At 63.9% G+C, this 26,835-nt stretch carries 18 protein-coding genes and 1 pseudogene; 6 read left to right on the top strand and 13 right to left on the bottom strand.

The window, feature by feature from the left end; all coding sequences use genetic code 11:
* Positions 1-25: 25 nt before the first annotated feature.
* Positions 26-1,042 carry an LLM class flavin-dependent oxidoreductase gene (locus tag QA645_RS07900; protein ID WP_283049398.1) on the bottom strand — a complete coding sequence of 339 codons (1,017 nt, stop codon included), beginning with the start codon at positions 1,040-1,042 and terminating at the stop codon, positions 26-28.
* Between the two features lie 401 nt (positions 1,043-1,443).
* On the opposite strand from QA645_RS07900, the gene metF reads away from it, so the two are divergent.
* Together metF and metH are read left to right on the top strand one after the other, a co-directional pair.
* Positions 1,444-2,361, top strand: a complete 918-nt coding sequence (metF, locus tag QA645_RS07895; RefSeq protein WP_254195350.1) for a methylenetetrahydrofolate reductase [NAD(P)H] — start codon at positions 1,444-1,446, stop codon at positions 2,359-2,361.
* Positions 2,362-2,367: 6 nt separating this feature from the next.
* Positions 2,368-6,219, top strand: a complete 3,852-nt coding sequence (gene metH / locus QA645_RS07890) for a methionine synthase (protein WP_283049396.1) — start codon at positions 2,368-2,370, stop codon at positions 6,217-6,219.
* A 375-nt stretch (positions 6,220-6,594) separates the two neighbouring features.
* On the opposite strand, the gene QA645_RS07885 is transcribed toward metH, so the two are convergent.
* The gene (locus tag QA645_RS07885; protein ID WP_283049394.1) at positions 6,595-7,224 is read right to left on the bottom strand and encodes a glutathione S-transferase family protein; all 630 of its coding nucleotides are present in this window, start codon (positions 7,222-7,224) and stop codon (positions 6,595-6,597) included.
* A gap of 155 nt (positions 7,225-7,379) precedes the next feature.
* Here QA645_RS07885 and QA645_RS07880 point away from each other — a divergent pair, with 155 nt between their 5' ends.
* The gene (locus QA645_RS07880) at positions 7,380-8,327 is read left to right on the top strand and encodes a threonine/serine dehydratase (RefSeq protein ID WP_283049392.1); all 948 of its coding nucleotides are present in this window, start codon (positions 7,380-7,382) and stop codon (positions 8,325-8,327) included.
* Positions 8,328-8,585: 258 nt separating this feature from the next.
* The gene (locus tag QA645_RS07875; RefSeq protein WP_283049390.1) at positions 8,586-9,710 is read left to right on the top strand and encodes a BBP7 family outer membrane beta-barrel protein; all 1,125 of its coding nucleotides are present in this window, start codon (positions 8,586-8,588) and stop codon (positions 9,708-9,710) included.
* A 65-nt stretch (positions 9,711-9,775) separates the two neighbouring features.
* Here the strand turns inward: QA645_RS07875 and QA645_RS07870 are convergent, their stop codons facing one another.
* From QA645_RS07870 to QA645_RS07845, 6 genes and pseudogenes are all read right to left on the bottom strand, one after another.
* Positions 9,776-11,962 (bottom strand): DnaB-like helicase C-terminal domain-containing protein, encoded by a 2,187-nt coding sequence (locus QA645_RS07870; protein WP_283049388.1) that lies wholly within the window; start codon positions 11,960-11,962, stop codon positions 9,776-9,778.
* Positions 11,963-11,980: 18 nt separating this feature from the next.
* Positions 11,981-12,214, bottom strand: coding sequence for a hypothetical protein (locus QA645_RS07865; RefSeq protein WP_283049387.1), 234 nt, complete (start codon positions 12,212-12,214; stop codon positions 11,981-11,983).
* Positions 12,215-12,375: 161 nt separating this feature from the next.
* Positions 12,376-12,966, bottom strand: a pseudogene (locus QA645_RS07860) (GNAT family N-acetyltransferase); the annotation flags it as partial.
* A 193-nt stretch (positions 12,967-13,159) separates the two neighbouring features.
* Entirely contained in the window at positions 13,160-15,607 is a 2,448-nt protein-coding gene (locus QA645_RS07855) for a penicillin acylase family protein (RefSeq protein WP_283049384.1), read from the bottom strand.
* A gap of 124 nt (positions 15,608-15,731) precedes the next feature.
* Positions 15,732-17,237, bottom strand: a complete 1,506-nt coding sequence (gene glpK / locus QA645_RS07850) for a glycerol kinase GlpK (RefSeq protein WP_254134075.1) — start codon at positions 17,235-17,237, stop codon at positions 15,732-15,734.
* A gap of 282 nt (positions 17,238-17,519) precedes the next feature.
* On the bottom strand, positions 17,520-17,912 hold the full coding sequence (locus QA645_RS07845) for an endonuclease domain-containing protein (RefSeq protein ID WP_283049382.1): 393 nt from the start codon (positions 17,910-17,912) through the stop codon (positions 17,520-17,522).
* 137 nt (positions 17,913-18,049) lie between these two features.
* Here QA645_RS07845 and QA645_RS07840 point away from each other — a divergent pair, with 137 nt between their 5' ends.
* On the top strand, positions 18,050-19,408 hold the full coding sequence (locus tag QA645_RS07840) for an MBOAT family O-acyltransferase (RefSeq protein ID WP_283049380.1): 1,359 nt from the start codon (positions 18,050-18,052) through the stop codon (positions 19,406-19,408).
* Between the two features lie 53 nt (positions 19,409-19,461).
* Positions 19,462-20,292, top strand: coding sequence for a hypothetical protein (locus QA645_RS07835; protein ID WP_283049378.1), 831 nt, complete (start codon positions 19,462-19,464; stop codon positions 20,290-20,292).
* Positions 20,293-20,306: 14 nt separating this feature from the next.
* Here the strand turns inward: QA645_RS07835 and QA645_RS07830 are convergent, their stop codons facing one another.
* From QA645_RS07830 to pimA, 5 genes are all read right to left on the bottom strand, one after another.
* Positions 20,307-21,080, bottom strand: coding sequence for an SDR family oxidoreductase (locus QA645_RS07830; protein ID WP_283049377.1), 774 nt, complete (start codon positions 21,078-21,080; stop codon positions 20,307-20,309).
* Between the two features lie 178 nt (positions 21,081-21,258).
* Entirely contained in the window at positions 21,259-22,401 is a 1,143-nt protein-coding gene (pimD, locus tag QA645_RS07825) for a pimeloyl-CoA dehydrogenase small subunit (RefSeq protein WP_283049375.1), read from the bottom strand.
* Positions 22,402-22,564: 163 nt separating this feature from the next.
* Positions 22,565-23,755: a pimeloyl-CoA dehydrogenase large subunit gene (gene pimC, locus QA645_RS07820; protein ID WP_234683137.1), complete on the bottom strand. Its 1,191-nt coding sequence runs from the start codon at positions 23,753-23,755 to the stop codon at positions 22,565-22,567.
* Positions 23,756-23,901: 146 nt separating this feature from the next.
* The gene (locus QA645_RS07815; protein ID WP_283049372.1) at positions 23,902-25,089 is read right to left on the bottom strand and encodes an acetyl-CoA C-acyltransferase; all 1,188 of its coding nucleotides are present in this window, start codon (positions 25,087-25,089) and stop codon (positions 23,902-23,904) included.
* Positions 25,086-26,762 carry a dicarboxylate--CoA ligase PimA gene (gene pimA / locus QA645_RS07810; RefSeq protein ID WP_283049370.1) on the bottom strand — a complete coding sequence of 559 codons (1,677 nt, stop codon included), beginning with the start codon at positions 26,760-26,762 and terminating at the stop codon, positions 25,086-25,088. Before pimA ends, QA645_RS07815 begins: the two co-directional genes overlap by 4 nt.
* Positions 26,763-26,835 lie beyond the last annotated feature (73 nt).

The raw sequence follows: 26,835 nt of genomic DNA, 5'->3' as shown, positions 1-26,835 counted from the left end.
CCCTCCCCTGGAGGGGGAGGGTAAGTTACGCCGCCTGCTTCGCCAGCCCAAAGGCCTCCGCGAGCAGCGAATAGGACCTCTTGCGCGCCTCGTGATCGTACACGGCCGTGATCACCATCAATTCGTCCGGCTTGCTCGCATCCATCAGCGGCTGAAGCTTCTTCTGCACCGTCGCCGGACTGCCGACGAACAGGCGCGAGCGGTTGCGCACGATCGAGACGCGCTCGGAATCCGTATAGGGATAGGCCAGCGCCTCCTCGACGCTCGGCAATGGCAGATATTGACCACGGTCGCGGCGCAGCCGGTTGAGATCGAAGGACGTCGCGAGCTTTTCGGCTTCTTCGTCTGTATCCGCCGTGATGACGGCGACCGCAAGGATCGCATGCGGGGTCGCGCGCCAGGCCGAGGGCTGGAAGCGGTTGCGATAGTGCACCATCGCATCAATCGCATCGTGAGACGCGAAATGATGCGCGAAGGCGAAGCCCATGCCGACTTGCGCGGCAAGCTCCGACGAATAATCGCTGGAGCCGAGCAGCCAGATCGGCGGCAACGGACTGTCGTCAGGCATCGCGACGACGTTGTGGTAGGGATGGCCTGCAGGAAATTCGCGGGTCTCCCACAAAATCAATTCATGCAGCCGCTCCAGGAAATCGTCACCCTCGCGGCGGTCGAGCCGGCTGCGCAACGCATAAGCCGTGGCACCATCAGTGCCCGGAGCGCGGCCGAGGCCGAGATCGATACGGCCGGGAAACAATGCCTCCAGCATCTTGAAGCGCTCGGCCACCACCAGCGGCGCGTGGTTGGGCAGCATCACGCCGCCGGAGCCGACGCGGATATGCTTCGTGACCGCAGCGATCTGCCCGATCATCACGTCGGGCGCCGGGCTCGCGACCGAGGCAAGGTTATGGTGCTCGGCGAGCCAGTAGCGGACATAGCCGAGCCCATCGACATGGCGCGCCAGGTCGATGCTGTTGCGCAGCGCCGCGGCGGGCTTTGTGCCTGTGGTGACGACGGAGAGGTCGAGGACTGAAAGCGGGATCATGGCGCGCTAACGTAGTGGAGGGCCGCGCGGCGGCAATGGGCCAACAGCGCAGGTCTGGCGTGTGCGGGCGGAGAGGCCGTGCGGGCGGCAGGAGCGCGGCGTTGGGACGATCGTAGGTCATGCAACATCAAATTCATCCTGCCCACCCTGAACTGCGCGATCAACACGCCACAAAAATAGAACTAACATATTTATAATGCTATATTTTATTCTCCTGAGCACCGCGTCCCACTCCGTTCCTCCGCAGCGCAATATTTGACACTCTCCTAGCAAAAGTGGGCGACTTCCCATCTCTGATGGGCTGTCGAGAAATCCGCCATTGCCCTATCTTAGCCGCTCCCAAGCTGGACCCGACCGCCGCCGCGAAACCGCTGGCGCGCGCCCCTGGAGTGAGTGGTGCCATGACCGATTTGACGACGCCTGCCCACCCTGACGGGCACCTCACCGCAAAGCGGCCCGCGATCTCCTTCGAGTTCTTTCCGCCCAAGACCGAAGATATGGAGCGGAATCTCTGGGAGACCATCAACCGGCTGGCCCCGCTCGACCCGAAATTCGTCTCGGTGACCTATGGCGCCGGTGGCTCGACCCGCGAACGCACCCACTCGACCATCGCCCGCATCCTCAAAGAGACCGCGCTGCTGCCGGCCGCGCATCTGACCTGCGTCGGCGCCTCGCGCGGCGAGATCGACGAGATCGTCGACCGCTACCACGAGGTCGGCGTCCGCCACATCGTCGGCCTGCGCGGCGATCCCGCCGGCGGAATCGGCACGCCTTACGCGAGCCATCCCGACGGCTATCAGACGTCCGACGCGCTCGTCGCCGGCATCAAGAAGCGGCACAGCGATATCGAGGTCTCCGTCTCGGCTTACCCCGAGAAGCATCCCGAAGCACGCGACTTCGATGCTGACATCGATACGCTCAAGGCCAAGGTCGACGCGGGTGCAACGCGCGCGATTACGCAGGTGTTCTTCGATAACGACCTCTACTTCCGCTATCTCGATCGCGTCCGCGCCCGCGGCATCAACATCCCGATCGTGCCGGGCATCATGCCCATGCACAATTTCAAGCAGGCCCGCAATTTCGTCACCCGCGCCGGCACCACCGTGCCGGACTGGTTCGCCGCGAAGTTCGAGGGCCTCGACGACGATGCCGAGACCCGCAAGCTGGTGGCCGCGACGGTTGCGGCGGGCCAAGTGCAGAAGCTCGCCAAGAACGGCGTTGACACCTTCCATTTCTACACCATGAACCGCGCCGATCTCGTGTTCGCGATCAGCCATTTGCTCGGCATTCGCGCCAAGAGCGCGCAGAAGGCGGCTTAAGACATCATGACCGTATCCATTTCGCCCAAGCGAACCGCCCTCATCAACGCCGCGCGCGAGCGCATCCTCGTGCTCGACGGCGCCATGGGCACGATGATCCAGAACCTCCAGTTCGACGAGGCGGCTTTCCGCGGCGAGCGCTTCAAGAACTTCCATCGCGACCTGCGCGGCAACAACGATCTCCTGATCCTGACCCAGCCGCAGGCGATCGAGGACATCCACGCCGCCTATTTGCGCGCCGGCGCCGACATCGTCGCCACCAACACCTTCTCGACGACCTCGATTGCGCAGGCCGATTACGACCTCACCGACATCGTGTATGAAATGGCGCGCGAAGGCGCCCGCCTCGCCGGCAACGCCGCAAAACGCGTCGCCGCCGAAGACGGCAAGCTGCGCTTCGTTGCCGGCGCCATCGGCCCGACCAACCGCACCGCCTCGATCTCGCCTGACGTCGCCAATCCCGGCTACCGCGCCGTCACCTTCGACGATCTGCGCAAGTCCTATGGCGAGCAGATCCGCGGCCTGATCGACGGCGGCGTCGACCTGCTGCTGGTCGAGACCATCTTCGATACGCTGAACGCCAAGGCCGCGCTCTATGCGATCGCCGAGATCACCGAAGAGCTCGGCATCGACATGCCCGTGATGGTGTCGGGCACCATCACCGACAAATCCGGCCGCCTGCTCTCGGGCCAGATGCCGGAGGCGTTCTGGAATTCGGTGCGGCACGCAAAGCCCGTCACCATAGGCTTCAACTGCGCGCTCGGCGCCGAAGACCTGCGTGCGCATATCGCCGATATCGGCCGCGTCGCCGACACGCTGGTCTGCGCCTATCCCAACGCCGGCCTGCCGAACGAATTCGGCCAGTATGACGAGACGCCGGAGTACATGGCGCGTCTCGTCGGCGAGTTTGCTGCGTCCGGCCTCGTCAACATCGTCGGCGGCTGCTGCGGCACCACGCCGGACCACATCGCGGCGATCGCCGCGGCCGTTGCCCCGCACAAGCCGCGTAGCGTGCCGGAGATCGAACCAAAGCTGCGCCTCTCCGGGCTCGAGCCGTTCGTGCTGACGGATGCCATCCCCTTCGTCAACGTCGGCGAGCGCACCAACGTCACGGGCTCGGCCCGCTTCCGCAAGCTGATCACCAATGGCGACTACACCGCCGCGCTGCAGGTCGCGCGCGACCAGGTCGAGAACGGCGCGCAGATCATCGACGTCAACATGGACGAAGGGCTTCTGGATTCGGAAGCCGCGATGGTGACCTTCCTCAACCTCGTCGCCGCCGAGCCCGACATCGCCCGCGTGCCCGTGATGGTCGACTCGTCGAAATTCTCGGTGATCGAAGCCGGCCTGAAATGCGTTCAGGGCAAGCCGGTCGTCAACTCGATCTCGATGAAGGAAGGCGAGGACAAGTTCATTCACGAAGCCAAGATCGCCCGCCGCCACGGCGCGGCTGTCGTGGTGATGGCGTTCGACGAGGTCGGCCAGGCCGACACGTTCGCGCGCAAGACCGAGATCTGCAAGCGCGCCTACGATATCCTGGTGAACCGCGTCGGCTTCCCGCCGGAAGACATCATCTTCGATCCGAACATTTTTGCGATCGCGACCGGCATCGAGGAACACAACAATTACGGCGTCGACTTCATCGAGGCGACGCGCTGGATCCGCCAGAACCTGCCGGGTGCGCACATCTCGGGCGGCGTGTCGAACCTGTCGTTCTCGTTCCGCGGCAACGAGCCGGTGCGCGAGGCCATGCATTCGGTGTTCCTGTATCACGCCATCAAGGCCGGTATGGACATGGGCATCGTCAATGCCGGACAGATGATCGTCTATGACGACATCGATCCCGAGCTGCGCCAAACTTGCGAGGACGTCGTCCTCAATCGCGACGCGGGCGCCTCCGAACGCTTGCTGGCGCTCGCGGAGAAATTCCGCGGCAAGAAGACCGAAAGCAAGGAAGCCGATCTGGCCTGGCGCGAATGGCCGGTGGAGAAACGGCTGTCGCATTCGCTGGTGCACGGGATCACCGAGTTCATCGAGCAGGACACCGAGGAGGCCCGCAAGAACTCCTCGCGCCCGCTCGACGTGATCGAAGGTCCGTTGATGGCCGGCATGAACGTGGTCGGCGACCTCTTCGGCGACGGCAAGATGTTCCTGCCGCAGGTGGTGAAGTCCGCCCGCGTGATGAAGCAGGCCGTGGCCTGGCTGATGCCGTTCATGGAAGAGGAAAAGGCGCGCAACGCTGCGAACGGCGTCGAGAGCGGCGCCAATTCGTCGGCCGGCAAGATCGTGCTCGCGACCGTCAAGGGCGACGTCCACGACATCGGCAAGAACATCGTCGGCATCGTGCTCCAGTGCAACAATTACGAGGTCATCGACCTCGGCGTGATGGTGCCGGCCGCCAAGATCGTCGAGACGGTGAAGGCGGAGAAGGCCGACATCGTCGGGCTGTCGGGCCTGATCACGCCCTCGCTCGACGAGATGGCGTTCTTCGCCGGCGAATTGCAGCGCGAAGGGTTGAAGCTGCCGCTGCTGATCGGCGGCGCCACCACCAGCCGCGTGCACACGGCCGTGAAAATCGACCCGAGCTATCGGGCCGGTCCCGTCGTGCATGTCAACGACGCCAGCCGCGCCGTCGGCGTCGCGTCCTCGCTACTCTCGCCTGAGAGGCGCGAAGCCTATGCCGCCGAGGTGCGTGCCGAATACGCAAAGATTTCGGACGCGCATCTGCGCGCGCAGGCTGACAAGAAGCGGCTGAAACTCGCCGACGCCCGCAAGAACCGCGTGCCGGTCGACTTCGCGGCGAACAAGCCGGTGAAGCCGACCTTCCTCGGCATCAAGAGCTTCGACGACTACGACCTCGCCGAGCTCGTGCCCTATATCGACTGGACGCCGTTCTTCCAGACCTGGGAGCTCGCCGGTCGCTTCCCCGCGATCCTCAAGGACGACAAGGTCGGCGAAGTCGCGCGCTCGCTCTATGACGATGCGCGCAAGATGCTCGACACCATCGTCAAGGAAAAGTGGTTCCGGGCGCGCGCCACCGTCGGCTTCTGGCCGGCGAACGCGCAAGGCGACGACATCGTGCTCTATGCCGATGAGAGCCGGACCAAGCGCATCGCGACGCTGCACACGCTGCGCCAGCAGCTCGAGAAGCGCGAGGGCCGCTTCAACGCCGCGCTCTCCGACTTCATCGCGCCCGCGGGCGTGCCCGACTATGTCGGCGGCTTCGTCGTCACCGCAGGGATCGGCGAGGACGCCGTCGCCGACCGCTTCAAGATGGCCAACGACGACTACTCCTCGATCCTGTGCAAGGCGCTGGCCGATCGTCTCGCCGAAGCCTTTGCCGAGCGGATGCATGCCCGCGTGCGCCGCGAGTTCTGGGCCTATGCGCCGGACGAGGCGCTCTCGAACGACGAGCTGATCCTGGAAAAATATCAGGGCATCCGCCCCGCGCCCGGCTATCCCGCGCAGCCCGACCACACCGAGAAGGCGACGCTGTTCGAGCTGCTCGATGCGGAAGCCACTGCCGGCGTGAAGCTCACCGAGAGTTTTGCGATGTGGCCGGGCTCATCCGTGTCCGGGCTCTATTTCGCAAACCCCGAGAGCTATTATTTCGGCGTCGGCAAGATCGAGCGCGACCAGGTCGAGGACTATGCCGCACGCAAGGGCATGAGCGTGGCCGAGACCGAGCGCTGGCTCGCGCCGGTGCTGAACTACATCCCCTCGCAACAGGACGCCGACAAGGCCTTCGCCGCGACGCCTGCGAATGACGAGACGTCGAAGGACCTCGCCTCGCATCCGCCCGGCTGCAATTGCGCGGTGCATCTGGTCTGGCAGAAGAAGCGCGCAGGCGCGGGTTAGGCTCACTGAACGCGAGACGCGAAAACAACCCCATGCACAGTAGGGATGGGGTTGAATGGCCTGATGATTTTCGGTTTAACCGAAAATTGCTTGCTCCGTCGGGCAAAACACCTGTAGTATGGCAGGATCGGGTGTCGCGCTTGGTGGCAACTGTCGTCCTTAAGGGCGGTCCTCATCCTCCCCTGGAGGGGGAGGATCGGTTCGCATGCAGCGAAGCGGAATGCGAACCGAGGTGGGGTGACGGTGTCTCTGCGGTGAAAACTACCCGTGTGGAGGGATCACCCCACCCCGTCTCACATTTCGCTACGCTCATGTGAGCCGACCCACGAGCGAGCTCCGCTCGTCTCGGACCCCTCCAGGGGAGGGTAAGAGGCCTCACCCCTTCGGCGGCGCCAGCGGCTGCACGATGTCCCTGAACGGGGCCAGCGCTTCACAACGCTCGGCATGCGCGCTCAGCGCCGGATAGCGCGCCGTGTCGAACAATTGCGGATGAGCCTCGCGAGTGAATCTGAGGACGCAGGCGACTGCGATGTCGGCGTGGCCGATGCGGGCACCGAGCCAGTACGGCGTCGCCACCTTGGCGCGCTCAGCCTCCAGCACGCCGAGCACGTCGCCGATCTGCGCCTGGCAGCGCTCGACCCATAGCGCGAGCTGCTCCTTCCGCAGCACGCGCTCGTAGAGCAGGCTGACCGCCTTGTCGCCGAGGCCGGTCGCGAGCGCGCAGATGCGCAAATGCCGGCGACGCTCGACGCCGCCTCGCGGCAGCATCGCCTTCTCCGCACCGACGTGCTCGTCGAGATAGTCCAGGATGATCGTGCTCTCGATCAGCGCCTCACCGTCATCGAGCACCAGAGTCGGGACCCGGCGCAGCGGATTGTACGGCACGATTTTGTCGGCATCTCCGAAGGTCGACCACGGCTTATGCTCGAACGCGAGCCCGTAGAGCCGGAGCCCAATCGCGACGCGGCGGACGAAGGGGGAATCATATTGGCCGATCAGGAACATGGTTCTCGCTCTTCTCTGGCGTTGAAAAAGGCAGGGCCGATCAGTTTCCACGATGAGATTGCGGCCGCGCAAGGAAAATCCCGGACATGCAGCCTTGCGTCGAATGCAACGGGCTCGCGACAGCGTCTCCCGAATGCGCTATCAAGGACGGCATCATGACAGCGACATCAGACATCAATCGGGAGCGGATCGCGGCGACCGAGGCCGTCATCCGTCCGCACATCAGGCGAACGCCGCTCATCCAGGCCGATCTCGCCGATTTCGGGCTTGCCCCGGCGCCCGTCACGTTCAAGCTCGAGATGCTGCAGCATTCCGGATCGTTCAAGGCGCGGGGCGCCTTTGCCAATCTGCTGCTGCGGCAGGTGCCGCAAGCCGGAATCGTCGCCGCGTCCGGCGGCAATCACGGCGCGGCGGCGGCGTATGCGGCGCAGCGCCTCGGCATTCCCGCCACGATCTTCGTGCCCGACATCACTTCGCCGGCCAAGGCCGAGCGGATCAGGAACTATGGCGCGAAACTCGTGATCGCGGGCAGCCGCTATGCCGACGCGCTCGCGGCGAGCGAAGCGCATCTCGCCCAGACCGGCGCGTTGGCCGTTCATGCCTACGACCAGGCCGAGACCCTGCTCGGCCAGGGCAGCGTCGGCCTGGAGCTGGAGCAGGACGCGCCCGGGCTCGACACGCTGCTGGTGGCCGTCGGCGGCGGCGGACTGATCGGCGGCATCGCGGCGTGGAGCGCCGGGAGGACACGCATCATTGCCGTCGAGCCGGAGCTATCGCCGACCCTGCACGCCGCGCTCGCGGCAGGAGCACCGGTCGATGCGCCGGCCGGCGGCGTCGCCGCCGACAGCCTCGCGCCAAGACGCGTCGGTGAATTGATGTTTCCGATCGCGCGCGCCCATGTTGATCGCGTCGTCCTTGTCAGCGACGACGCGATCCGGCAGGCGCAGGCCGCGCTATGGTCGAGCCTGCGTCTCGTCGCAGAGCCCGGCGGCGCAGCCGCGTTTGCAGCGCTGCTCTCCGGACGTTATCGCCCGTCGGCAGGCGAACGCATCTGCGTGCTGGTCTGCGGTGCCAATACAACGGCGGTGAACTTCGATAGCTAGCGGTTCGGCGCTGTAGCCCGGATGGAGCGAAGCGAAATCCGGGAATCGATCCACGGGTGAGAAAGCCCCGGATTGCGCTTCGCTCCATCCGGGCTACGAGCCCCCATTTGACAACGAGGCTTTGCGGCAACAGCCGCCGGTTTCCTTCGCCGCTCTCGTCAACTCCGCCTTGCCGAACAATTTGTCGCATGGTTCCATCTTCGGGAGCTTGGGGGAGCGGCCATGAATCGGCGGGCAGTTTGCGCTGTAGCGACCGGGATGATCCTGGCTACGACGGCACTTGGCGGCACGAGCGCGCTTGCCGCCGATCTGCCGGTGAAGGCGCCGCCGAAAGCCGTTGATTTCAATCCGTTCTGGGCCGAGGCCGACTACCTCGCCTGGAGCGTGAGCGGCGACAAGCTGCCGGCGCTGGTGACCACGGCCCCCGTCGGTACACCGCTCGGCCTGGCCGGCGTGTTAGGGCAACCGACCACGACGGTGCTGTTCGGCGATTCCAGCGTCAACAAGGACTGGCGTTCAGGTGGACGGATCACGGCCGGCTACTGGTTCGATCCGCAGCGCAGCCGCGGCATCGAGGCCTCGTTCTTCGGGCTGGAAAATATCGGGACCGGTTTTGCCGCCAACACCGGCGCTACCCCGATCCTGATGCGCCCGTTCCTGAACGTCGCGACCGGCGCGCAGGACGCGCTGATCGCCGGCTTCCCCGGCATCGGCACCGGCAGCGTCAATGCCAACGAAACCTCGCGCCTTCTCGGTGCCGGCGCGCTCTATCGGCAGGATATCGGCTCGTGGAGCGGACAGCGCGTGAGTGCGCTGATCGGCTATCGCTATCTGCGTTCGTCCGACACGCTGTGGATCACCGATACCTTGAACAGCGCGGCCTTCGGGGTGTTCACGCCGACGGACAATTTCAAGGCGGCGAGCAATTTCCACGGCCTCGATCTCGGCCTCACCGGGGAGTGGCGCAACGGCCCGTGGTCGCTGGAATGGCGCGGCAAGGTCGCGCTCGGCGCCAATCTCAAAACCGCCGATATCTCGGGCTCGACGACGAGCACGATCGGCGCTGTCACCACGACGACCGCGGGCGGCTTCCTCGCCGCCCCCAGCAATATCGGTCATTTCGAACAGACCCGCTTTGCGGTGGTGCCGGAGATCTCGCTCAAGGCCGGCTACCAGATCGCACCCGCCTGGCGGCTGATCGCCGGCTACGATGTCATGTACTGGACCGGCGTGCAGCGTGCGGGCGGACTGATCGACACCGGCGTCAACCCGACCCTGGTGCCGCCGGGTCCCGCCGTCGGACCGGTGCGGCCACTGCCGGTGTTCAACACGACGAACCTGCTCGCGCAGGGGTTTAGCTTCGGCGTGCGGTATAATTATTAAGACTACGAAGTAGCACGCCCATAGCCCAGCAAGCCACACTGACTATATCGTCGCCGGTGCAAATGTTAGGCCTCCAAATCGGAAAATGATCCATTGCTAGAGTTGAAGTGCAGATAGATGCTGCCGGTTTCTCCGTTACGTTGCTTGGCAACAATCAATTCCGCCCTGCCAAAGGCTAGCTCAATCTCTCTCAACCAATTTGTATAGTCGTAAGTGCCTGGCATTGGCTCTTCCTTGAAAAGAAAAAAATCATCGCGATGAAGGAAAATGACGATGTCGGAATCCTGTTCGACTGCGCCTTTATCGCTAAAATCTTCCAGCCTAGGCCGCTTGTCCTGGTAACGCTTATCTGCCTTTGATGGGAGTTGCGCCAACAGCAAGATCGGAATGCCAAGGTCTTTGGCTAGTTTTTTTAACTCGCGCGTAATCTGGCGCGTATTGGCCTTCTCATTGCCAGCCCCTGTCCGAGCAGCAGCGCGCAACAATTCCAAATTGTCGACAATCAGGAGGTCAAGGCCTCTGTCAGACTTTAACTTGTGAGCGCGACTGACAAGCTGTCCAATCGAAAGCGCTGTGGTTTCGTCGATGAATAGCGGAAGCGTTTGAAATTCGATCGATCGATCGCGGATAAGATAGAAATCTCGCTCATTGATCCTGCCCCGTCTGATGTCGGTGATGGGAACGCCGCTTTGCTGCGAGATCACACGCGTGGCGATTTGCTCCGCGGACATTTCCAACGAGAAGAAGCCAACGATGCCGCCCTTATAGGGCGTATCGTTCCCGGCCTGCTCTCCTGTCCATGACCGAGCGACATTGTACGCTATGTTTGTCGCAAGGGCTGTCTTGCCCATACCGGGACGGCTTGCCAAGACGATAAGTTCTGAGGGTTGAAGTCCCGCAATCTTGCGATCGACATCTCGGAGCCCGGTCTCGATGCCGTAACCAGTCCCGCTAATCGCCCGGGCCGCGGAGCCAATGGCATCCACAAGCGCTTTGCTGAACTGATGTAGGCCATGAGTCGTAGGCGCCTGAAGCGGAAGAGTCGGTTCAGACCGAATCTCCTGACTAGCCTCAAGGTCCGCGAGACGTGATCTGGCGAGCTCGATCAGATTGCTTGCTTTGCCAGCTCCAACCTCCACAGCGGCGCTTGCTATCGTTCGACCAAAATCAACTACTTCTCGCCGGATAGCGAGTTCGCGGACGGTCTGGCTATCCTCAAGCACTTTCGGAAATGCAACCTCCATCGCAGCTATATGTTCTAGATACCGACCAAGAGTCATTAGTCCGGCTAGATTGGTTCCAACTGGAAGAACGGACTGAAGATCAGCCAAGTTCGCAGATCGCCCCCCACGAATCAGATTTCCAGCGGCTTCAAAAATGGTCTGATGTATCGGCTCAAACATGTGCTTTGGTTCGATCAAATCTGACAATTCTCGGAATGCATCGGCGTTGGCCATAATTGCCGCCAAAACGCGTTGCTCCGCCTCAATGTCGTGAGGAATGGGTTGGCGTCCTGCATCAGCGATTGTGGCAATCGTTTCTGACTGCGCTTCGCGCTGAATTCCTAATTCGGCGGGGAAGCTGACGATAGAGCCAACATTAGATCCGCGCCGCGTGGATCCGTAGTTATCGAAAAAATTGACGCCCAACGGTTCCAGGACGAAACGAGTTACCCAAGCTGGAGGCGTTCCGACAAGCTCATACTGAGGCAGCCGCCCTGTTCGCGATGCCGTCCGATGAAACACGAGGCGCGGAATAGTTTCTATTTTCCCTGCCGTGCTGTTGTCAAAAATGTAGGATTGATCAGAAGATCGAATCGCTTCGTGCAATAGCCGCATGGTACGAAACCAGCGGCCACGAACTTTTTCATCAGGCACACTATGGCCGCCGAGGCTCACACGAAGAGCGACACGCTCAACATTCGTCTGAGGATCGTCCGTTCCGACAAAGTACAATATGATCTTGTACCCAGCCTCCTTTGCACGTACTAGAATGTCGATCTTTGAAGGATGCGACATCACCGTCTCGAAGGTAAAACTTCTCCTGACCTTGATGCAGTCGTCTCGGCGAATGTCTGCAATCTGCTGAGCTTGTTTGCTCCGCTCAGTTAGCGATCCAGACAATTCGGCGGCAATTTCGTCTGGGTTGATGTATTCGCCCAAATCGACATCACTTTTTCGAAGATGCTGAGTAAGGGTTGTTTTGCCAGCCCCATTCGGGCCGGCGACAATGAGCAAGAACGGTTCGCTCAAAGCCTAGCTCCATCCGTCCTAGGCCACGGAACGTCCCGACTTGCTGGAAACAGCAACCTCCCCCTCTTTGGGAAGCTCAGCGACCGGCCCCAAATCTTCAATACGTCCGTCAGGATGATACTTAATCCTGCGTCCGTCCCGAGAACCAGTAATCGATTGCCCGGCTGAAAGTGCCTGCTGCGCCGCAACAGACCACGCTTCGCGCGCGAGCGAACCCAGTTCGGTAGGGGTAAGGTCAGTCACCTTTTTCATAGCTATCACTATAGAGATGATTTCCGGAAAAGGTAGGAGCTGACCGTTAACTTTTGCTCTCGGTGGAGGCCAATTCCAGAGAGGATCGCCTGCAAGGGGCAAAGCCCAATCCGCGCGCACCACGTCGCTTCGATCATGGGGTTACAAGCCCCCCCCTCACACTCGACAATCGGCACATGCTTCGCCGCGTCGCGCGAGAGCGTGCCATCCAGCCGCGGATCATCCGCAACTTCGATCTGCCGCCGGAACGGACGAAATCCCGAGCGCTGATAGAACGCGACGGCCGACGGGTGATCGAAGGTGCAGGTGTGCACCCAGACGCGACGCACGTCGCCGGACCACGCGCGCTCCAGTGCGCGGTTCATCAGGAAGCGGGCGGCGCCGGTGCCGATCAGGTTTGCGGTGACGCCGAAATAGACCAGCTCGCACTGGCCGGGGTCGCGAAAATCGAGCTCGAGCAGGCCCTCCTCGCGACCGTCCACGACGAGCGCATAGATCTCGATGCCGGCGGTGTGGATGATCGCGGCGAGCTCCGCGTCGCTCATGCGTGCGCGTGAGAACCACAGCCAGTCCTCGCCGACGCGGCGGAAGAGATCGCGGTACCACGCAAGCTCCGGTGCGTCGGCCTTGCGCAGCGACCACGTGCCGGGCGGTTCGTCGCGATGCGGAGGGCGCGCGGTCATCTCCAGATGGGTGACGATCGCGGCGATCTTGCCGGCGGGGATGTCGGAATAGCCGTCGGGGAGGATCATGGGGCTGGCTCGTTCAGTTCAGGCCAAAGCGGTGATGCGCTCCCTCGCCCCGTTCTTACGGGGAGAGGGTTGGGGTGAGGGGCATCTCTCCACGATTGAGATCGTCGTGAGACCTGTACCCCCTCACCCGGATCGCAAGAGCGATCCGACCTCTCCCCGCAAGCGGGGAGAGGTGAAACGGAGCTCGCCTCGCTCACCGCGGCGTCAGCGTGATCGCCTCGGCCGTCGCGGCTTCGACCGCGGACAGGCTATAGAGCAGCGGCACATATTGGCCCGTTGCCCAGAGCGGGGCGAGGTCGCGGTAGTGGCCGCTGAAGGGATCGCCGGACTGGCCGGGCGTGTTGATGGTGCGGCTCGCATCCCAATTGCCGACGTCGAGCACCATGCGGAACGAGGCGCCCGCGGTGAGCTGGTAATCCGAGCGGCGGTAGGTGGCAGCGCGCGGCACGTTGGCGGCGCCGCCATAGGCGAGCGGACCGACCGACAATTGCGCCGCGGTGGCCTTGTCGGCGAGCGGCATCAGCGCGTGATCGAACTTTGCGACATGCAAGCGGCCCCAGCGCCAGGTGGACGGATCAGGGCCGAGCTTGCTGGCGACATCGGCCACGGCAGCACCGAGGCTGTCGCGCAAAATCTGGTCGCGCGCGGCCGCGGGATCGGCGCCGAACGACGCATCCGGAGACTCCAGCGCGGCGACGAGCGCAGAAATGCTGGAAGCCTCGGGCGCGATCAAGTCTGCCGCCTTGGGCGCCGTGATCTTCAGCAGCACGGGGCCCAGATGATTGGCGATCCAGACCTCGAACACCGCCGCCGCCGCGCTGTCCGCGCTGTCACGCGCATCCCATGACTTGAGCAGATCGAGGCCCTGCTTCACATTAGCGTCGTCGGACGTCAGCCGCTGCAACAGCTTGACCAACCGGCGCCCCATCATGGCCGTATCGTCGTTCTGCAGATCCATGGCGTCGGCGAGCGTCACCTTGTTGTTGGCCGCGAGCACGTCGGTGATGCGCTGCCAGCGCGCGCTGTCGGACCATTCGAAGCCGACCCTGCGCTCGTTGACGGGATAATCGGGCGGCAGGTTCATGTGGTTGGCGGTGGCGAAAAAGCCCTGCTTCGGCTGATAGGCTTTCGGCAGCTCGTCGAGCGACAAAAATCCCTGCCATTCATAGCGGCCGTCGCCGGGCACCGGCATCAAGCCGTCGAAGTTGACGCGGCGCGGCGTCTTGCCGGCGGCGACCCAGCCGATATTGCCCTTGGTGTCGGCATAGACCTGGTTCTCCGACGGCGCGCCCCAACGGCGCATGGCGCCGAGAAAACCGGTCCAGTCCTTCGCGGTCATGTAATCCGACGAACCGAAATAGGCCGAGGTGCCGGGCTCAAACCAGATCGAGCGCACGGCGAAGGCGCGCTTGTTGGCGTCGTCGACGAAGATGACGGGGCCGTGGCGGGTGAACTTTAGTTCGAGGTCGCGATTCCCCTCGCCCTTCACCTCTTCTTTCTCGTGCACGATGCGCATGTCCTCCCAGCCGTTGCCGTAGCGGTATTGGTTGGGATTTTGCGGATTGAGCTCGTAGACGTAGAGGTCTTCCTGGTCGACGTTGAAGATGGTGAGGCCGAAGGCGATGGTGCCGTTGTGGCCGATCGAGATGCCGGGCAGCGCCGGCTCACCGGCGCCTATCACGGAGAGGCCGGGCGCATTGAGACCGACGATGTAGCGCAGCGAGGGCACGCTGTGCTCGCGATGCGGATCGTTGGCGAGGATCGGCCGACCCGTCGCGGTGCGCGAGGCCGCGATCACCCAATTGTTGGAGCCGATAGTGTCGCGCTGCTGATCGGCTTCGGTGAGGTATTTGTCGGGATCGTGCGCGAGCGCGGCCTTCTGGTCCTTTGGCGCGGCGAAGGCGACGGGGCGCGTCGCGAGATCGTAGGCCGCGAGCACCCCCTTCGGCACGCTGCAGGGATCGAGGCCTTCGGGGATTTTCGTGGTCCAGGCCGGCTCGAGCTTGACGCGAAACCGATCGGCATCGAGACCGGCGGCGCAGGCGACCAGCGAGCGCTTGACCTCGGAGGAAACATTGCGGGTCAGGCCGTGGCTGCGGATGCGCACGACATCGTCGGCGGTCCAGGCATCGGGCATGGTGCCGGCGATCCTGAACTCGATCGGCAGCGGACGCTTGCCCGCGCGCACGTCGGCGACATAGGCGTTGACGCCGGCGACGAAGGCGTCCGCATAGGTCTTCGCCTTGGGGCCATAGGCCGCCCATTCCGCATTCATGTCGCCGCGATAGAGGAACAGCCGCAGCGCCTTGTCCTGCTCCGCATAGGCCTGGCCGAAATCCTTCGCGAGCAGGCCGAGGCCGCGCTTGCGCCAGAGATCGATCTGCCAGAGCCGGTCGCGCGCGGCGTTGAAGCCTTGCAGGAAGAACAGGTCGTGCTCGTTGCCGGCATAGATGTGCGGGATGCCCCAGACGTCAACCAGGATCTGGGCGGGGGCGTTGAGGCCGGCGACGTCAGTCTTGACCTGCCGCGCGCTGAGAAGCGGGCTCGGCTTTTCGCGCGCGATGGCGGTGGAGGTGAGCAACGCGGCGCAGATCGCTGCAATGCTGAGCTTTTGGATGACGCGGTTGAAATCCGTGTTCATTGTTGGTCCTCTGGTTGTTGTTTTTTGTTGCTCGCTGCCGATTCAAACCTTGGCCACCGTGCTGCCCCACTATCGTCGTCCCGGCCTAGCGCGCAATTGCGCGCGGGGGCCGGGACGACCTGCCCTACTCCTCCCCCTCGTCGCTCGCCAATACGCCCTTCACCGCACGAGCCCAGCCGGCAAGCTTCCGGTCGCGCGTCGCCTCGCTCATGTTCGGCTTGAAGCGGTGCTCGAGCCGCCAATTGTCGGCGAACTTCGTCGGCTCGGGATAGACGCCCGCATTGAGGCCGGCGAGATAGGCCGCACCGAGCGCGGTGGTTTCCTGGATCACCGGACGATCGACCGGCGCATCGAGCAAATCGGCGAGCCGCTGCATGGTCCAGTCCGACGCGGTCATGCCGCCGTCGACGCGGAGCACGACGCTCGCGGTTTCCGAGCTCGGCCAGTCCGCGCGCATCGCGGCCCAGAGATCGAAGGTTTGGTAGCAGACGCTCTCCAGCGCAGCGTGCGCAAGCTCGGCCGGGCCGGTGTTGCGGGTGAGGCCGAACAGCGCGCCGCGCACGCGCGGATTCCAGTAGGGCGCGCCCATGCCGACAAAGGCCGGCACGAGATAGACGCTCTGCATGGAGTCGGATTGATCGGCGAGCGGCCCGGTCTCCGCGGCGTGCTTGATGATGCCGAGGCCATCGCGCAACCATTGCACGGCGCTACCCGCGACGAAGATCGAGCCTTCGAGCGCGTAGGTGCGCTTGCCGTCGAGCTGGTAGGCGATGGTGGTGAGCAGCTTGTTCTTCGACACCACCGGCGTGGAGCCGGTGTTGAGCAGCGCGAAACAGCCGGTGCCGTAGGTCGACTTCATCATGCCCGGGCGGAAGCAGGCCTGGCCGATGGTGGCGGCCTGCTGGTCGCCGGCGATGCCGGAGATCGCGATCGGGCCGCCGAACAGGTCCGGCGTGCTTTCGCCGAAGCGCGCGGAGGAATCCTTCACCTCGGGCAGCATCGAGCGCGGCACGCCGATGATCTCGAGCAATTCGTCGTCCCACTGGCCGGTGTGGATGTTGAACAGCAGCGTGCGCGAGGCGTTGGTGGCATCGGTGGCGTGCACCTTGCCGCCGGTGAGGCGCCAGAGCAGGTAGCAATCGACGGTGCCGAACATCAGCTCGCCGCGGGCGGCGCGCGCGCGGGCGCCGGGGACGTGGTCGAGGATCCAGGCGACCTTGGTGCCGGAGAAATAGGGATCGATGATCAGGCCGGTCTTCTGCGAGATCAGCGGCTCGCGGCCGTCGGCTTTCAGTTTGGCGCAGACGCCCGCGGTGCGGCGGTCCTGCCAGACGATGGCGCGGTGCACGGCCTGGCCCGTGGTGCGGTCCCACACCACGGTGGTCTCGCGCTGGTTGGTGATGCCGATCGCGGCGATGTCCTTCGCCGTGATGCCGGCCTGGTCGATCGCATCGCGGCAGACCATCACGGTCGAGGTCCAGATGTCCTCCGGCTCGTGCTCGACCCAGCCCGAGGCCGGAAAATGCTGCGGAAACTCCTGCTGCGCGCGGGCGGCGATCGAGATGTCGCTGCGAAACACGATCGCGCGCGAGGAGGTGGTGCCCTGGTCGATGGCGAGGACGAAAGACATGGAAGCTACCTTGGCGTTTTTTCCCGGTGACGGGTCATTGTGTCGCGCCAAAAGGAGCGGATTAGGGCAGGAAGGTCAAGGTGGGATGCGCGCGCTTCTCTTACCCTCCCCTGGAGGGGGAGGGTCGATCGCGCGCAGCGCGAGCGGGGTGGGGTGATCTCTCAACACGGGCAGCGTTCGATGCGGAGAGACCGTCACCCCACCCCGTCTCACATTTCGCTACGCTCAATGTGAGCCGACCCTCCCCCTCCAGGGGAGGGTAAGAGAGCGGCGGCCGCGTTGCTAAGTTCGACGATGCTTCAAGGGTGAGGATTTTGCATCGCGGGATCCATACAGCTCGACATAGATTCGTTCGAGCACGGCGGTTAGATCGCCCATGACCTCTGAATTCCAAAACCGAATGACATGATATCCTTCGCCCTCAAGCCAACGTTGGCGTTCGAGATCTCGTTTGGCCACATCGTCTTCGTTGTGGTGTCCGCCGTCGAGCTCGATGATGAGGCGCTTGCCGGGGCAGAAGAAGTCAACGATGTAGGGACCGATCGGCGCTTGCCGGCGGAAGTGGGAGCCTTCAAGCGGAAGGTCCTTGAGAGCTCGCCACAGCGTACGTTCGTGCGGTGTTGCATTGGCTCTCAGTTTCTTTGCAGCTGCGCGTCGGATCGATGTTGAGACCATTTTTGTGGCTTCGCCCCTCCAGGAGAGAGTAAGCGAAGCACTGCACCCCGGCAACTATAAGTCGTCCCCGAGAGCCAACAAGGCTATGACCATCTCGGCCAAAGTGCTACATGCCGGATCGGGCATTTCGGGGCGGCATGAGTTTCACTTCGGTTCAGTTCGGCGTCTTCGTTGCGGTGGTGTTCGGCGCCTATTATCTGCCGCCGTTGCGCCGCTTCCAGGTTCAGCTGCTGGTGTTGGCGAGCCTGGTGTTCTATGGCTCCGGCCAGCCGGACCTGCTGCCGCTGCTGCTGCTTGCCGTGCTCGGGACCTATCTCTGCCTGGTGCTGGCGTTCGACAATCGCGCGGTCTGGATGCCGGCCGGCATCGTCTTCAATCTCGCGCTGCTGGCGTTCTTCAAATACAAGCTGCTGTTCATCGACCCGACCTCGGTGCACCCGACCGGCATTGCGCCGATCGACGTCCTGCTGCGGCTGCCGCTGCCGATCGGCATCTCGTTCTTCGTGTTCCACAACATCAGCCTGCTGGTCGACCTGACGCGCGAGAAGCAACCGCCTCGCTTGCGGGACGTGTTCCTCTACATCATCTTCTTCCCGCAGCTGGTGTCCGGGCCGATCACCCGCGCGGGGCAATTCATGCCGCAGATCGCGCCCAAGCGGCTCGGCGACGTCGATTTTGTGGAGGCCGCAAAATGGATCCTGTCCGGCTTCTTCTTCAAGCTCTACGTCGCCAACAACCTCAACGAGATGACGTCCTATATGGACTATCCGCTCTACGAGACCGTGGCGACGGCGGACCGCTGGCTGCTCGTGTTCCTGTACAGCTACCAGATCTATGCCGATTTCTTCGGCTATTCGGCGATCGCGCTCGGCCTGGCGCTGCTGTTCGGCTACCGCCTGCCGATCAACTTCGATCTGCCCTACATCTCGGCCTCGTTCTCCGAGTTCTGGACGCGCTGGCACATCTCGCTGTCGACGTGGCTGCGGACCTATCTCTACATCCCGCTCGGCGGCAACAGGAAGGGGCCGGTCCGGACCTGCCTCAATCTGATGATCGTGATGACGCTCGGCGGGCTCTGGCACGGCGCGAGCCTGAGCTACGCACTGTGGGGCATGCTGCACGGCCTGCTGCTGGTCGTCGAGCGGCCGTTCCTGAAACTGCTCGGCGAAGCCGGGCCCGTGGTGCGGGTCGTCCGCATGGGCGTGGTGTTTTTCTGCGTGACGATGCTGTGGATCTTCTTCAAGCTGCCGAACTTCGATCACGCGCTCGGCTACCTCGCAGGCATGTTCTCACCGACCGACAATCCCAATCCGACAAAGCTGTTCCGCAACATGGCGCTGCTCTACGCCCTGCCCGTGCTGATCCAGCACCTCGGCATCGGCGCGCTGCTTGAGGGTAGATTGCGGCGATGGGAGCCGTATCTCTATGGCGCGCTCGCCGCGATGGCCTTTCTCGAGGCCGGCCCGGACGCCGCCTTCATCTATTTCCAGTTCTGACCATGCAGCGCGCATCCCGGTTTTCATGGCTGATCAAATGCGCTGCTGTCGCAGTGGCGATGCTGCTCGCCTGCGGCCTTGCCACCGCGCGCTTCGGCTCCGCGCTGCAGCAGCCGGCCGTCACCACGCGCGACGGCAGCCTCGTCACCCTGAACCGCTATGCGCGCGAGCCGACGCCGGACATCGTGCTGGTCGGCAGCTCGGTCATGTGGCGCCTCAAGGAAGAGTATTTCTCGCGCCCCCAAGTCCGGAACCTGGCTCTGGCCGGAGGCTCGCCAGTGACCAGCCTGCGGATTCTCGCCGAGCGGCGAAGCCTGCCGAAGCTCGTCCTCATCGAGACGAACGTTCTCACGCGCATGCCGGACACCGCGCTGATCGAGAAATTCTCGGGTGGCGTTGGCGCAGAAACACTGTTCCTGCGTCCGATACGCGCGGCAACCGCGGCGTATGAGACCTGGAATCACGCCAGCCCCGATCCTGCGCAGGCGCGAGCACAGCAGGATCGCCTGCTCAGCCAGCCACCAGACACATTCGACAACAAGGTCTATCTCGACCGCGCCGTGGAACAGATGAACGATGAAGACCCGACCGGGCCGACGCGCACAAACGTCGCCCTGATCAAGGCGCTCATCGACGACCTGCAGCGGCGCGGCACGCTTGCCCTTCTGATCCACATTCCCTTCGCGCCGGAGATCGAGGACTCTCGCTTCGTCCGCACCACGGAGGAGATCGTCCACGCGGCGTTCCCGGATCGCGCGCGCTGGCTGCCGATCAATCCTCGCTTGAGCGAATTGCGCTGGGCCGATGGCGTGCATCTCGACGAGAGATCCGCCCTGCTCGTCGTGCGCGCGATCGAAGACGCCCTGGCCGAGCGAGGCCGGTAGCGGAGCAGCGGCGGCTATACCGCCGCGGTGGTCACGCCGCCGTCGATGACGATGGTCTGTCCGGTCATGAAGCTCGATGCGTCCGAGGCGAGATAGGCGACGGCGCCTGCGATCTCGTCGGGCTCGCCGATGCGGCGGAGCGGCGTGGTGGCGGTGCGGCGCTTGAGGTTGGCTTCGTCCTCCCACAGCGCGCGGGCGAAATCGGTCTTGACGAGGCCGGGCGCGATGCAGTTGACGCGGACGCCCTTCGGGCCCCATTCGCCGGCGAGCGAGCGGCATAGCGCGAAATCCGCGGCCTTGGAGATGCCGTAGGCGCCGATCACGGTCGAGCCGCGCAAGCCGCCGATCGAGGAGATGATGACGACGGAGCCGTTGCCGCGCTCCGCCATCTGCGGGATCGCCAGCGCCGAGAGCCAGATATTGCTCTTGACGTTCGAGCCCATGATCTTGTCGAAGGCCTCGTCGGTGATGTCGAGCAGCGGGCCGTAATACGGGTTCACCGCGGCATTGCAGACGAGGATGTCGATCTTGCCGTAGTGCTTGATCGTGCCCGCGATCAGCGCCTCGACCTCGGCCTTGCGCGCGATGTTGCAGGGGATGACGGTGGCGTCGCCGCCGGAGGCATTGATGCCGTCGGCGACCTCCTTGCAGGCGTCGGCCTTGCGCGAGGACACCACGACCTTGGCGCCGAGCTTTGCCAGCAGCTCGGCCGAGGAGCGGCCGATGCCGCGGCTGGAGCCGGTGACGATTGCGACCTTGCCGGTGAGATCGAACGGGGTGTTTTTCATTGTTGTTGCTCCGTTGCCGATGCTTGTTCGGTGTCATCGCCCGGCCTTATGCGCAATTGCGCATCGGGACCGGGCGATCCAGTATTCCAGAGACGACGCGGCTAGAACCGAGAAGCCGCGGCGTACTGGATCCCCCGCTTTCGCGGGGGATGACAGTCGTCGTGTGGTCTAGATCAGCTCAAACCAACCCACCCGCATCCGCGACGCGGCGCTGATGGTAGTCGGTGTCGCCGAAGGTGTTCTCGATCATGGTCAGGCGCTTGAAGTAGTGGCCGATCTTCGCCTCCATGGTCATGCCGATGCCACCGTGGAGCTGGATCGACTGCTGACCGACGAATTTCAGCGACTTGCCGATCTGCACCTTGGCCGCGGCGATGGCGTTGGAGCGCTCCTTGGCGTTCTCGAAATCGTTCGCCATGGTCGCGAACATCGACATCGAGCGCGCCTGCTCGGCCGCGACGAACATGTCGGAGGCGCGATGCTGCAGCGACTGGAACGAGCCGATCGCAACGCCGAATTGCTTGCGCGTCTTGATGTACTCGACCGTGGTCTTGAGCGACTCGTCCATCAGGCCGACCGCCTCGGCGCAGAGCGCGACGCGGGCTTCGTCCACCACGCGCTCGATCAGAGCGAGCGAGTCATCGGGGTTGCCGATCGCCGCGTCGCTGCCGACCTCGACACCCGTCAGGGTGATGTCGGCGGCGTGCAGGCCGTCCTGGGTCGGGTACGACTTCCTGGTCACGCCCTTGGCGTTCGCCGGAACCAGGAACACGCCGATGCCGGTGGTATCGCGGCGGTTGCCCTTGGTTCGCGCTGTCACGATGAGGGTGTCGGCGTTCTCGCCGTTGAGCACGACGAATTTTTCGCCGTCGATGACCCAGCCGTCGCCCTTCTTCTTCGCCGTGGTGGTGACGTCGAACAGATCATAGCGCGAGTTCTTCTCGAGTTGGGCGAACGCCAGCGTCTTGCTGCCGTCGACGATCCCTGGCACATGCGCGGCCTTCTGCGCATCGCTGCCGGCATGGCGCAGGAAGCCGCCGCCGATCACGACGGTCGCCAGATAAGGCTCGAGCACCAGCGCCTTGCCGAGCGCTTCCATCACGATCATGGTCTCGACGCCGCCGCCGCCGAAGCCGCCATCGGCCTCGCTGAAGGGCAGACCAAGCAGGCCCTGCTCGGCGAGCTTGCCCCAGACGGCTTTGCTCCAGCCGCCCTTCTCCTTCATGTACTTCTTGCGGCTCTCGAAATCGTAGGAATCGGTCAGCAGGCCGTCGATGCTGTCCTTCAGGAGCCGCTGCTCCTCGGTCAAATCAAAATCCATGTTTCTCTCCAAATCGGCGGGAATTGCCCTGCCGTCGCCTCACCCTCAGACGTCATCCCCGCGAAGGTGGGGATCCAGTAAACGCAGCAGCCTGCCGTACTCACGACCGCCGCGGCGTACTGGGTCCCCCGCTTTCGCGGAGGACGACACCGTCATTGTTGAATCAAAGCCCCAGCACCGCCTTGGCGATGATGTTGCGCTGGATCTCGTTGGAGCCGCCGTAGATCGAGACCTTGCGGTTGTTGAAGTAGCTCGGCGCGATCTGGGCGGTCCAGTCCATGGCTTCGTTGGAGCCGTCGTCACCGTGCACGTCGTAGGGCGCGGCGAACGGGCCGATCACTTCCATCAGCAGCTCGGTGGTGGTCTGCTGGATCTCGGAGCCCTTGATCTTCAGCACGGACGAGGCCGGATTGGGCTTGCCCTTGCCGTGCTTGCCTTCGTCGGCAACGACGCGGAGCTGCGTCAGCTCGAGCGCCTTCAGCTCGATCTCGCAGGCCGCCAGCTTCTCGCGGAACGCGGCATCCTGGATGATCGGCTTGCCACCTGACTCGACCTTGGAGGCCAAGTCGCGGATGCGGCGCAGCCGCTCCTTGGAGACGCCGACCCGGGCGATGCCGGTGCGCTCATTGCCGAGCAGGAATTTTGCGTAATCCCAGCCCTTGTTCTCCTCGCCGATCAGGTTCTCGTAGGGAACCTCGACGTCGTCGAAGAAGACCTCGTTGACCTCGACGCCGCCGTCGATGGTCTGGATCGGGCGCACGGTGACGCCCTTCGACTTCATCGGGAACACGATGAAGGAGATGCCCATCTGCTTCTTGGCGTTGTTGTCGGTGCGGCAAAGGCAGAAGATCATGTCGGCGTGCTGGGCCAGCGTCGTCCAGGTCTTCTGGCCGTTGATGATCCACTTGTCGCCCTTGCGCTCGGCTTTTGTCTTCAGCGAAGCAAGGTCAGAGCCCGAACCCGGCTCCGAAAAACCCTGGCACCACCAATCGTCGACATTGGCGATGCGCGGCAGGTACTTCTTTTTCTGCTCTTCGTTGCCGAAGGTGTAGATGACCGGGCCGACCATGCTGACGCCGAAGGCGAGCGGCTGCGGCGCCGGATAGGACTGCAGCTCCTCGTTGAAGATGTAGTGCTGCACCGAGGTCCATCCCGTGCCGCCATACTGCGTCGGCCAGTGGCTGGTGCCCCAGCCCTTCTTGTTGAGGATGCGCCACCACGTCACCATCTCGTCCTTCGAGAGATGACGGCCCTCGACCAGCTTGCGCCGCGTATCCGGCGGCACGTTGTCGCGGAAGAATGACCGCACTTCCTCGCGAAACGCCTGTTCTTCTTTCGTGAATGCGAGATCCATCGGATCCTCCTGTGAGCTTCCCTTGTCGTCCCGGCGAAGGCCGGGACCCATAACCACCGGCCCTCATAGTCTTGCGAAGGCCACGACCATCTGCGTTCCATACGTCTGCTGCGACGTATGGGTCCCGGCTTTCGCCGGGACGACGACTACTGCAACACCTCAAAAAGTCCCGCAGCGCCCATGCCGCCGCCGACGCACATGGTGACGACCGCGTACTTGGCCTTGCGGCGGCGGCCTTCGATCAGAGCGTGGCCGGTCAGGCGCGCGCCCGACATGCCGTAGGGATGGCCGACCGCGATCGCGCCGCCATCGACGTTGATCTTCTCGGGATCGATGCCGAGCTTGTCGCGGCAATAGAGCACCTGCACCGCGAAGGCTTCGTTGAGCTCCCAGAGGTCGATATCGTCGACCTTGAGGCCATGGCGCTTGAGCAGGCGCGGCACGGCGAACACCGGGCCGATGCCCATCTCGTCCGGCTCGCAGCCGGCGGAGACGAAGCCGCGGAAGATGCCGAGCGGCTGGAGGCCGCGCTTGGACGCTTCCTTGTCGCTCATGATCACGCTCGCGCTCGCGCCATCCGAGAGCTGGCTGGCATTGCCGGCGGTGATCGAAAAACCTTCGCCGCGCACGGGCTTGAGGCCGGCGAGGCCTTCGATCGTGGTCTCGGGGCGCGGACCTTCGTCCTGCGACAGCGTCACGTCCTTCATCGACACGGCGCCGGTCGCCTTGTCGGTGACCGCCATCTGCGTGGTGATCGGCGCAAGCTCGTCCTTGAACTTGCCGCCCTGCTGCGCCGCTGCCGTGCGGCGCTGGCTCTCCAGCGAATATTCGTCCTGCTTCTCGCGCGAGATGCCGTAGCGCTTGGCGACGATCTCGGCGGTGTCGATCATGGGCATGTAGACCTCGCCCTTGATCTTGAGCAGCGCGGGATCCTGCGCGTGGAAGCCGTTCATCTTGTCGTTCTGCACGAGCGAGATCGACTCGCCGCCGCCACCGACCGCGACCTCGACACCGTCGAAGATCACCGAGCGCGCGGCGAGCGCGATCGCCTGCAGGCCCGAGGCGCACTGACGATCGATCGTGGTGCCGGCGACGGTGACGGGCAGACCGGCACGGAGCAGCGCCTTGCGCGCGATGTTGCCGCCGGTCGCGCCCTGCTGCAGCGCTGCGCCCATCACGACGTCCTCGATCTCCTTCGGATCGACCTTGGCGCGCGCAACGGCTTCGCCGATGGCATGGCCGAGCAGCGTGGCGCCCTCGGTGGCGTTGAGCATGCCGCGATAGGCCTTGCCGATCGGCGTACGGGCGGTGGAAACGATGACGGCGTCGGTCAAGAGCGACCTCCTGGTTGCGTGGATTGTGATGGCTTCTGCTGCTGGCGCAATTCGTGGCGCGACAGCTTTCCGACCGGCGTACGCGGCAGATCGTCGACGAACTCGACCGCCGCCGGCAATTCATGCTTGCCTACCTTGCCGGTGAGCTGCGCGCGCAGCTCGTCGAGCGAGAACGGCTTTGCATCCGGCTTGAGCTTGATGAAGGCCTTTGCGGCCTCGCCGCGATATTGATCGGGGATGCCGAGCACGATCACCTCGTGCACGCCGGGAACGGTGTAGATCGCCTGCTCGATCATCTGCGGATAGACGTTGAAGCCGCCGGAGATGATCATGTCCTTCTTGCGGTCGACCAGGAAGAAATAGCCGTCGGTGTCGACGTAGCCGATGTCGCCGGTCAGGAAGCGGCCGTCGGAGAAATACTCCGCGACGTCCTTCTGCTTGTTCCAATAGCCCTTGGTGACGTTCGGGCCCTTGATGCGGATCTCGCCGACTTCGCCCGTCGGCATCACCTTGCTCGGGTCTTCCAGCGAGACGACGTCGAGCTCGATACCGGGCAGCATCAGGCCGATCGAGCCGGGCTTCTCGGGCCCCGTCGGCGGATGGCCGGTGCCGGGCGAGCAGGTCTCGGTCATGCCCCAACCGCTCTTGAGCTTCTTGCCGACCTTGCGTTCGAAGAAGCTCGCGACCTCGACCGGCAGCGGTGCACCGCCGGAGCCGATGGCGGTGAGCGAGGAGAAGTCGCGCTTGTCGAGATTGGGGAGCGCGGCGATCGCAATCCACATCGTCGGCACGCCCGGGAAATAGGTCGCGCGCTTGACCTCGATGTCGCGCATCACGGCTTCGACATCGAAACGCTGATGGAGCGAGATCAGATTGCCGCGGCTGAGCGAGGACAGCAGCACGACGGTGAGCGCATAGATGTGGAACAGCGGCAGCACGCAGATCACGCGCTCGATGGCGTCGCCGCGCGCCGCGCGTGCCGGCTTGCCCCAGACGTCGTAGATCGACACGGCGGAGGTGAGATTGCCGTGCGTCAGCATGGCGCCCTTCGGCAGGCCGGTGGTGCCACCGGTATATTGCAGCAGCGCGACGTCATCGACTGCAACGGCGGGCCATTGCCCCGGCAGCGGCGCGCCCTCGACGAAGGCCTTGAAGGTGACGATGCGCGGATCATCGGGGATCGCCGCCTGCGGCGTGCCGACCTTACCCCAATCGTCGTCCTCGCAAACGACGAGGCGATCGATCAGCCCCTTCTCCAGAAATTTCAGCGCGGTCGGCAGCAAGGCCTGGAGGTTCGAGGTGACGAGCAGGCGCGAGCCGGAGTCCGAGACCTTGTGCGTCAGCGCGATCTCGCCGTCGAGCGGCGAGAGATGCGCGACCCGGGCGCCGGCCTTCAGCGCGCCGAAGAAATTGACGGGGTGATCGGGCGTATTGCCGAGGAACAGCGCAACGGAGCTGTTCTTGCCGATGCCGGCGCGCAGAAACGCCGCCGCCGCGCGCTCGGCCATGGCAGCGAGCTCGGCATAGGTGATCGGACGATCGCGAAACTCCAGCGCGGTCCGCGGGCCGTAGCTTGCCGCGGCCGTCGAAAGCAGGTCAGGCAGCGTGCCCTGGACGATGGTGTCGTCCCAATGCACGCCCTCGGGGTAAAACTGTTCGCCGGGATGGGTCATTAACGGTCGATACTCTGCAAGACAGTCGTGACAGGGCCGTGTGAGGTGGGCACCGACGGATAGGCTCCCTTCC

It is taken from the genome of Bradyrhizobium sp. CIAT3101 (assembly GCF_029714945.1).
Classification (GTDB): domain Bacteria; phylum Pseudomonadota; class Alphaproteobacteria; order Rhizobiales; family Xanthobacteraceae; genus Bradyrhizobium.
Note: the sequence above shows the minus strand (reverse complement) of the source record. Positions and strands in the feature narration are given on the sequence as shown.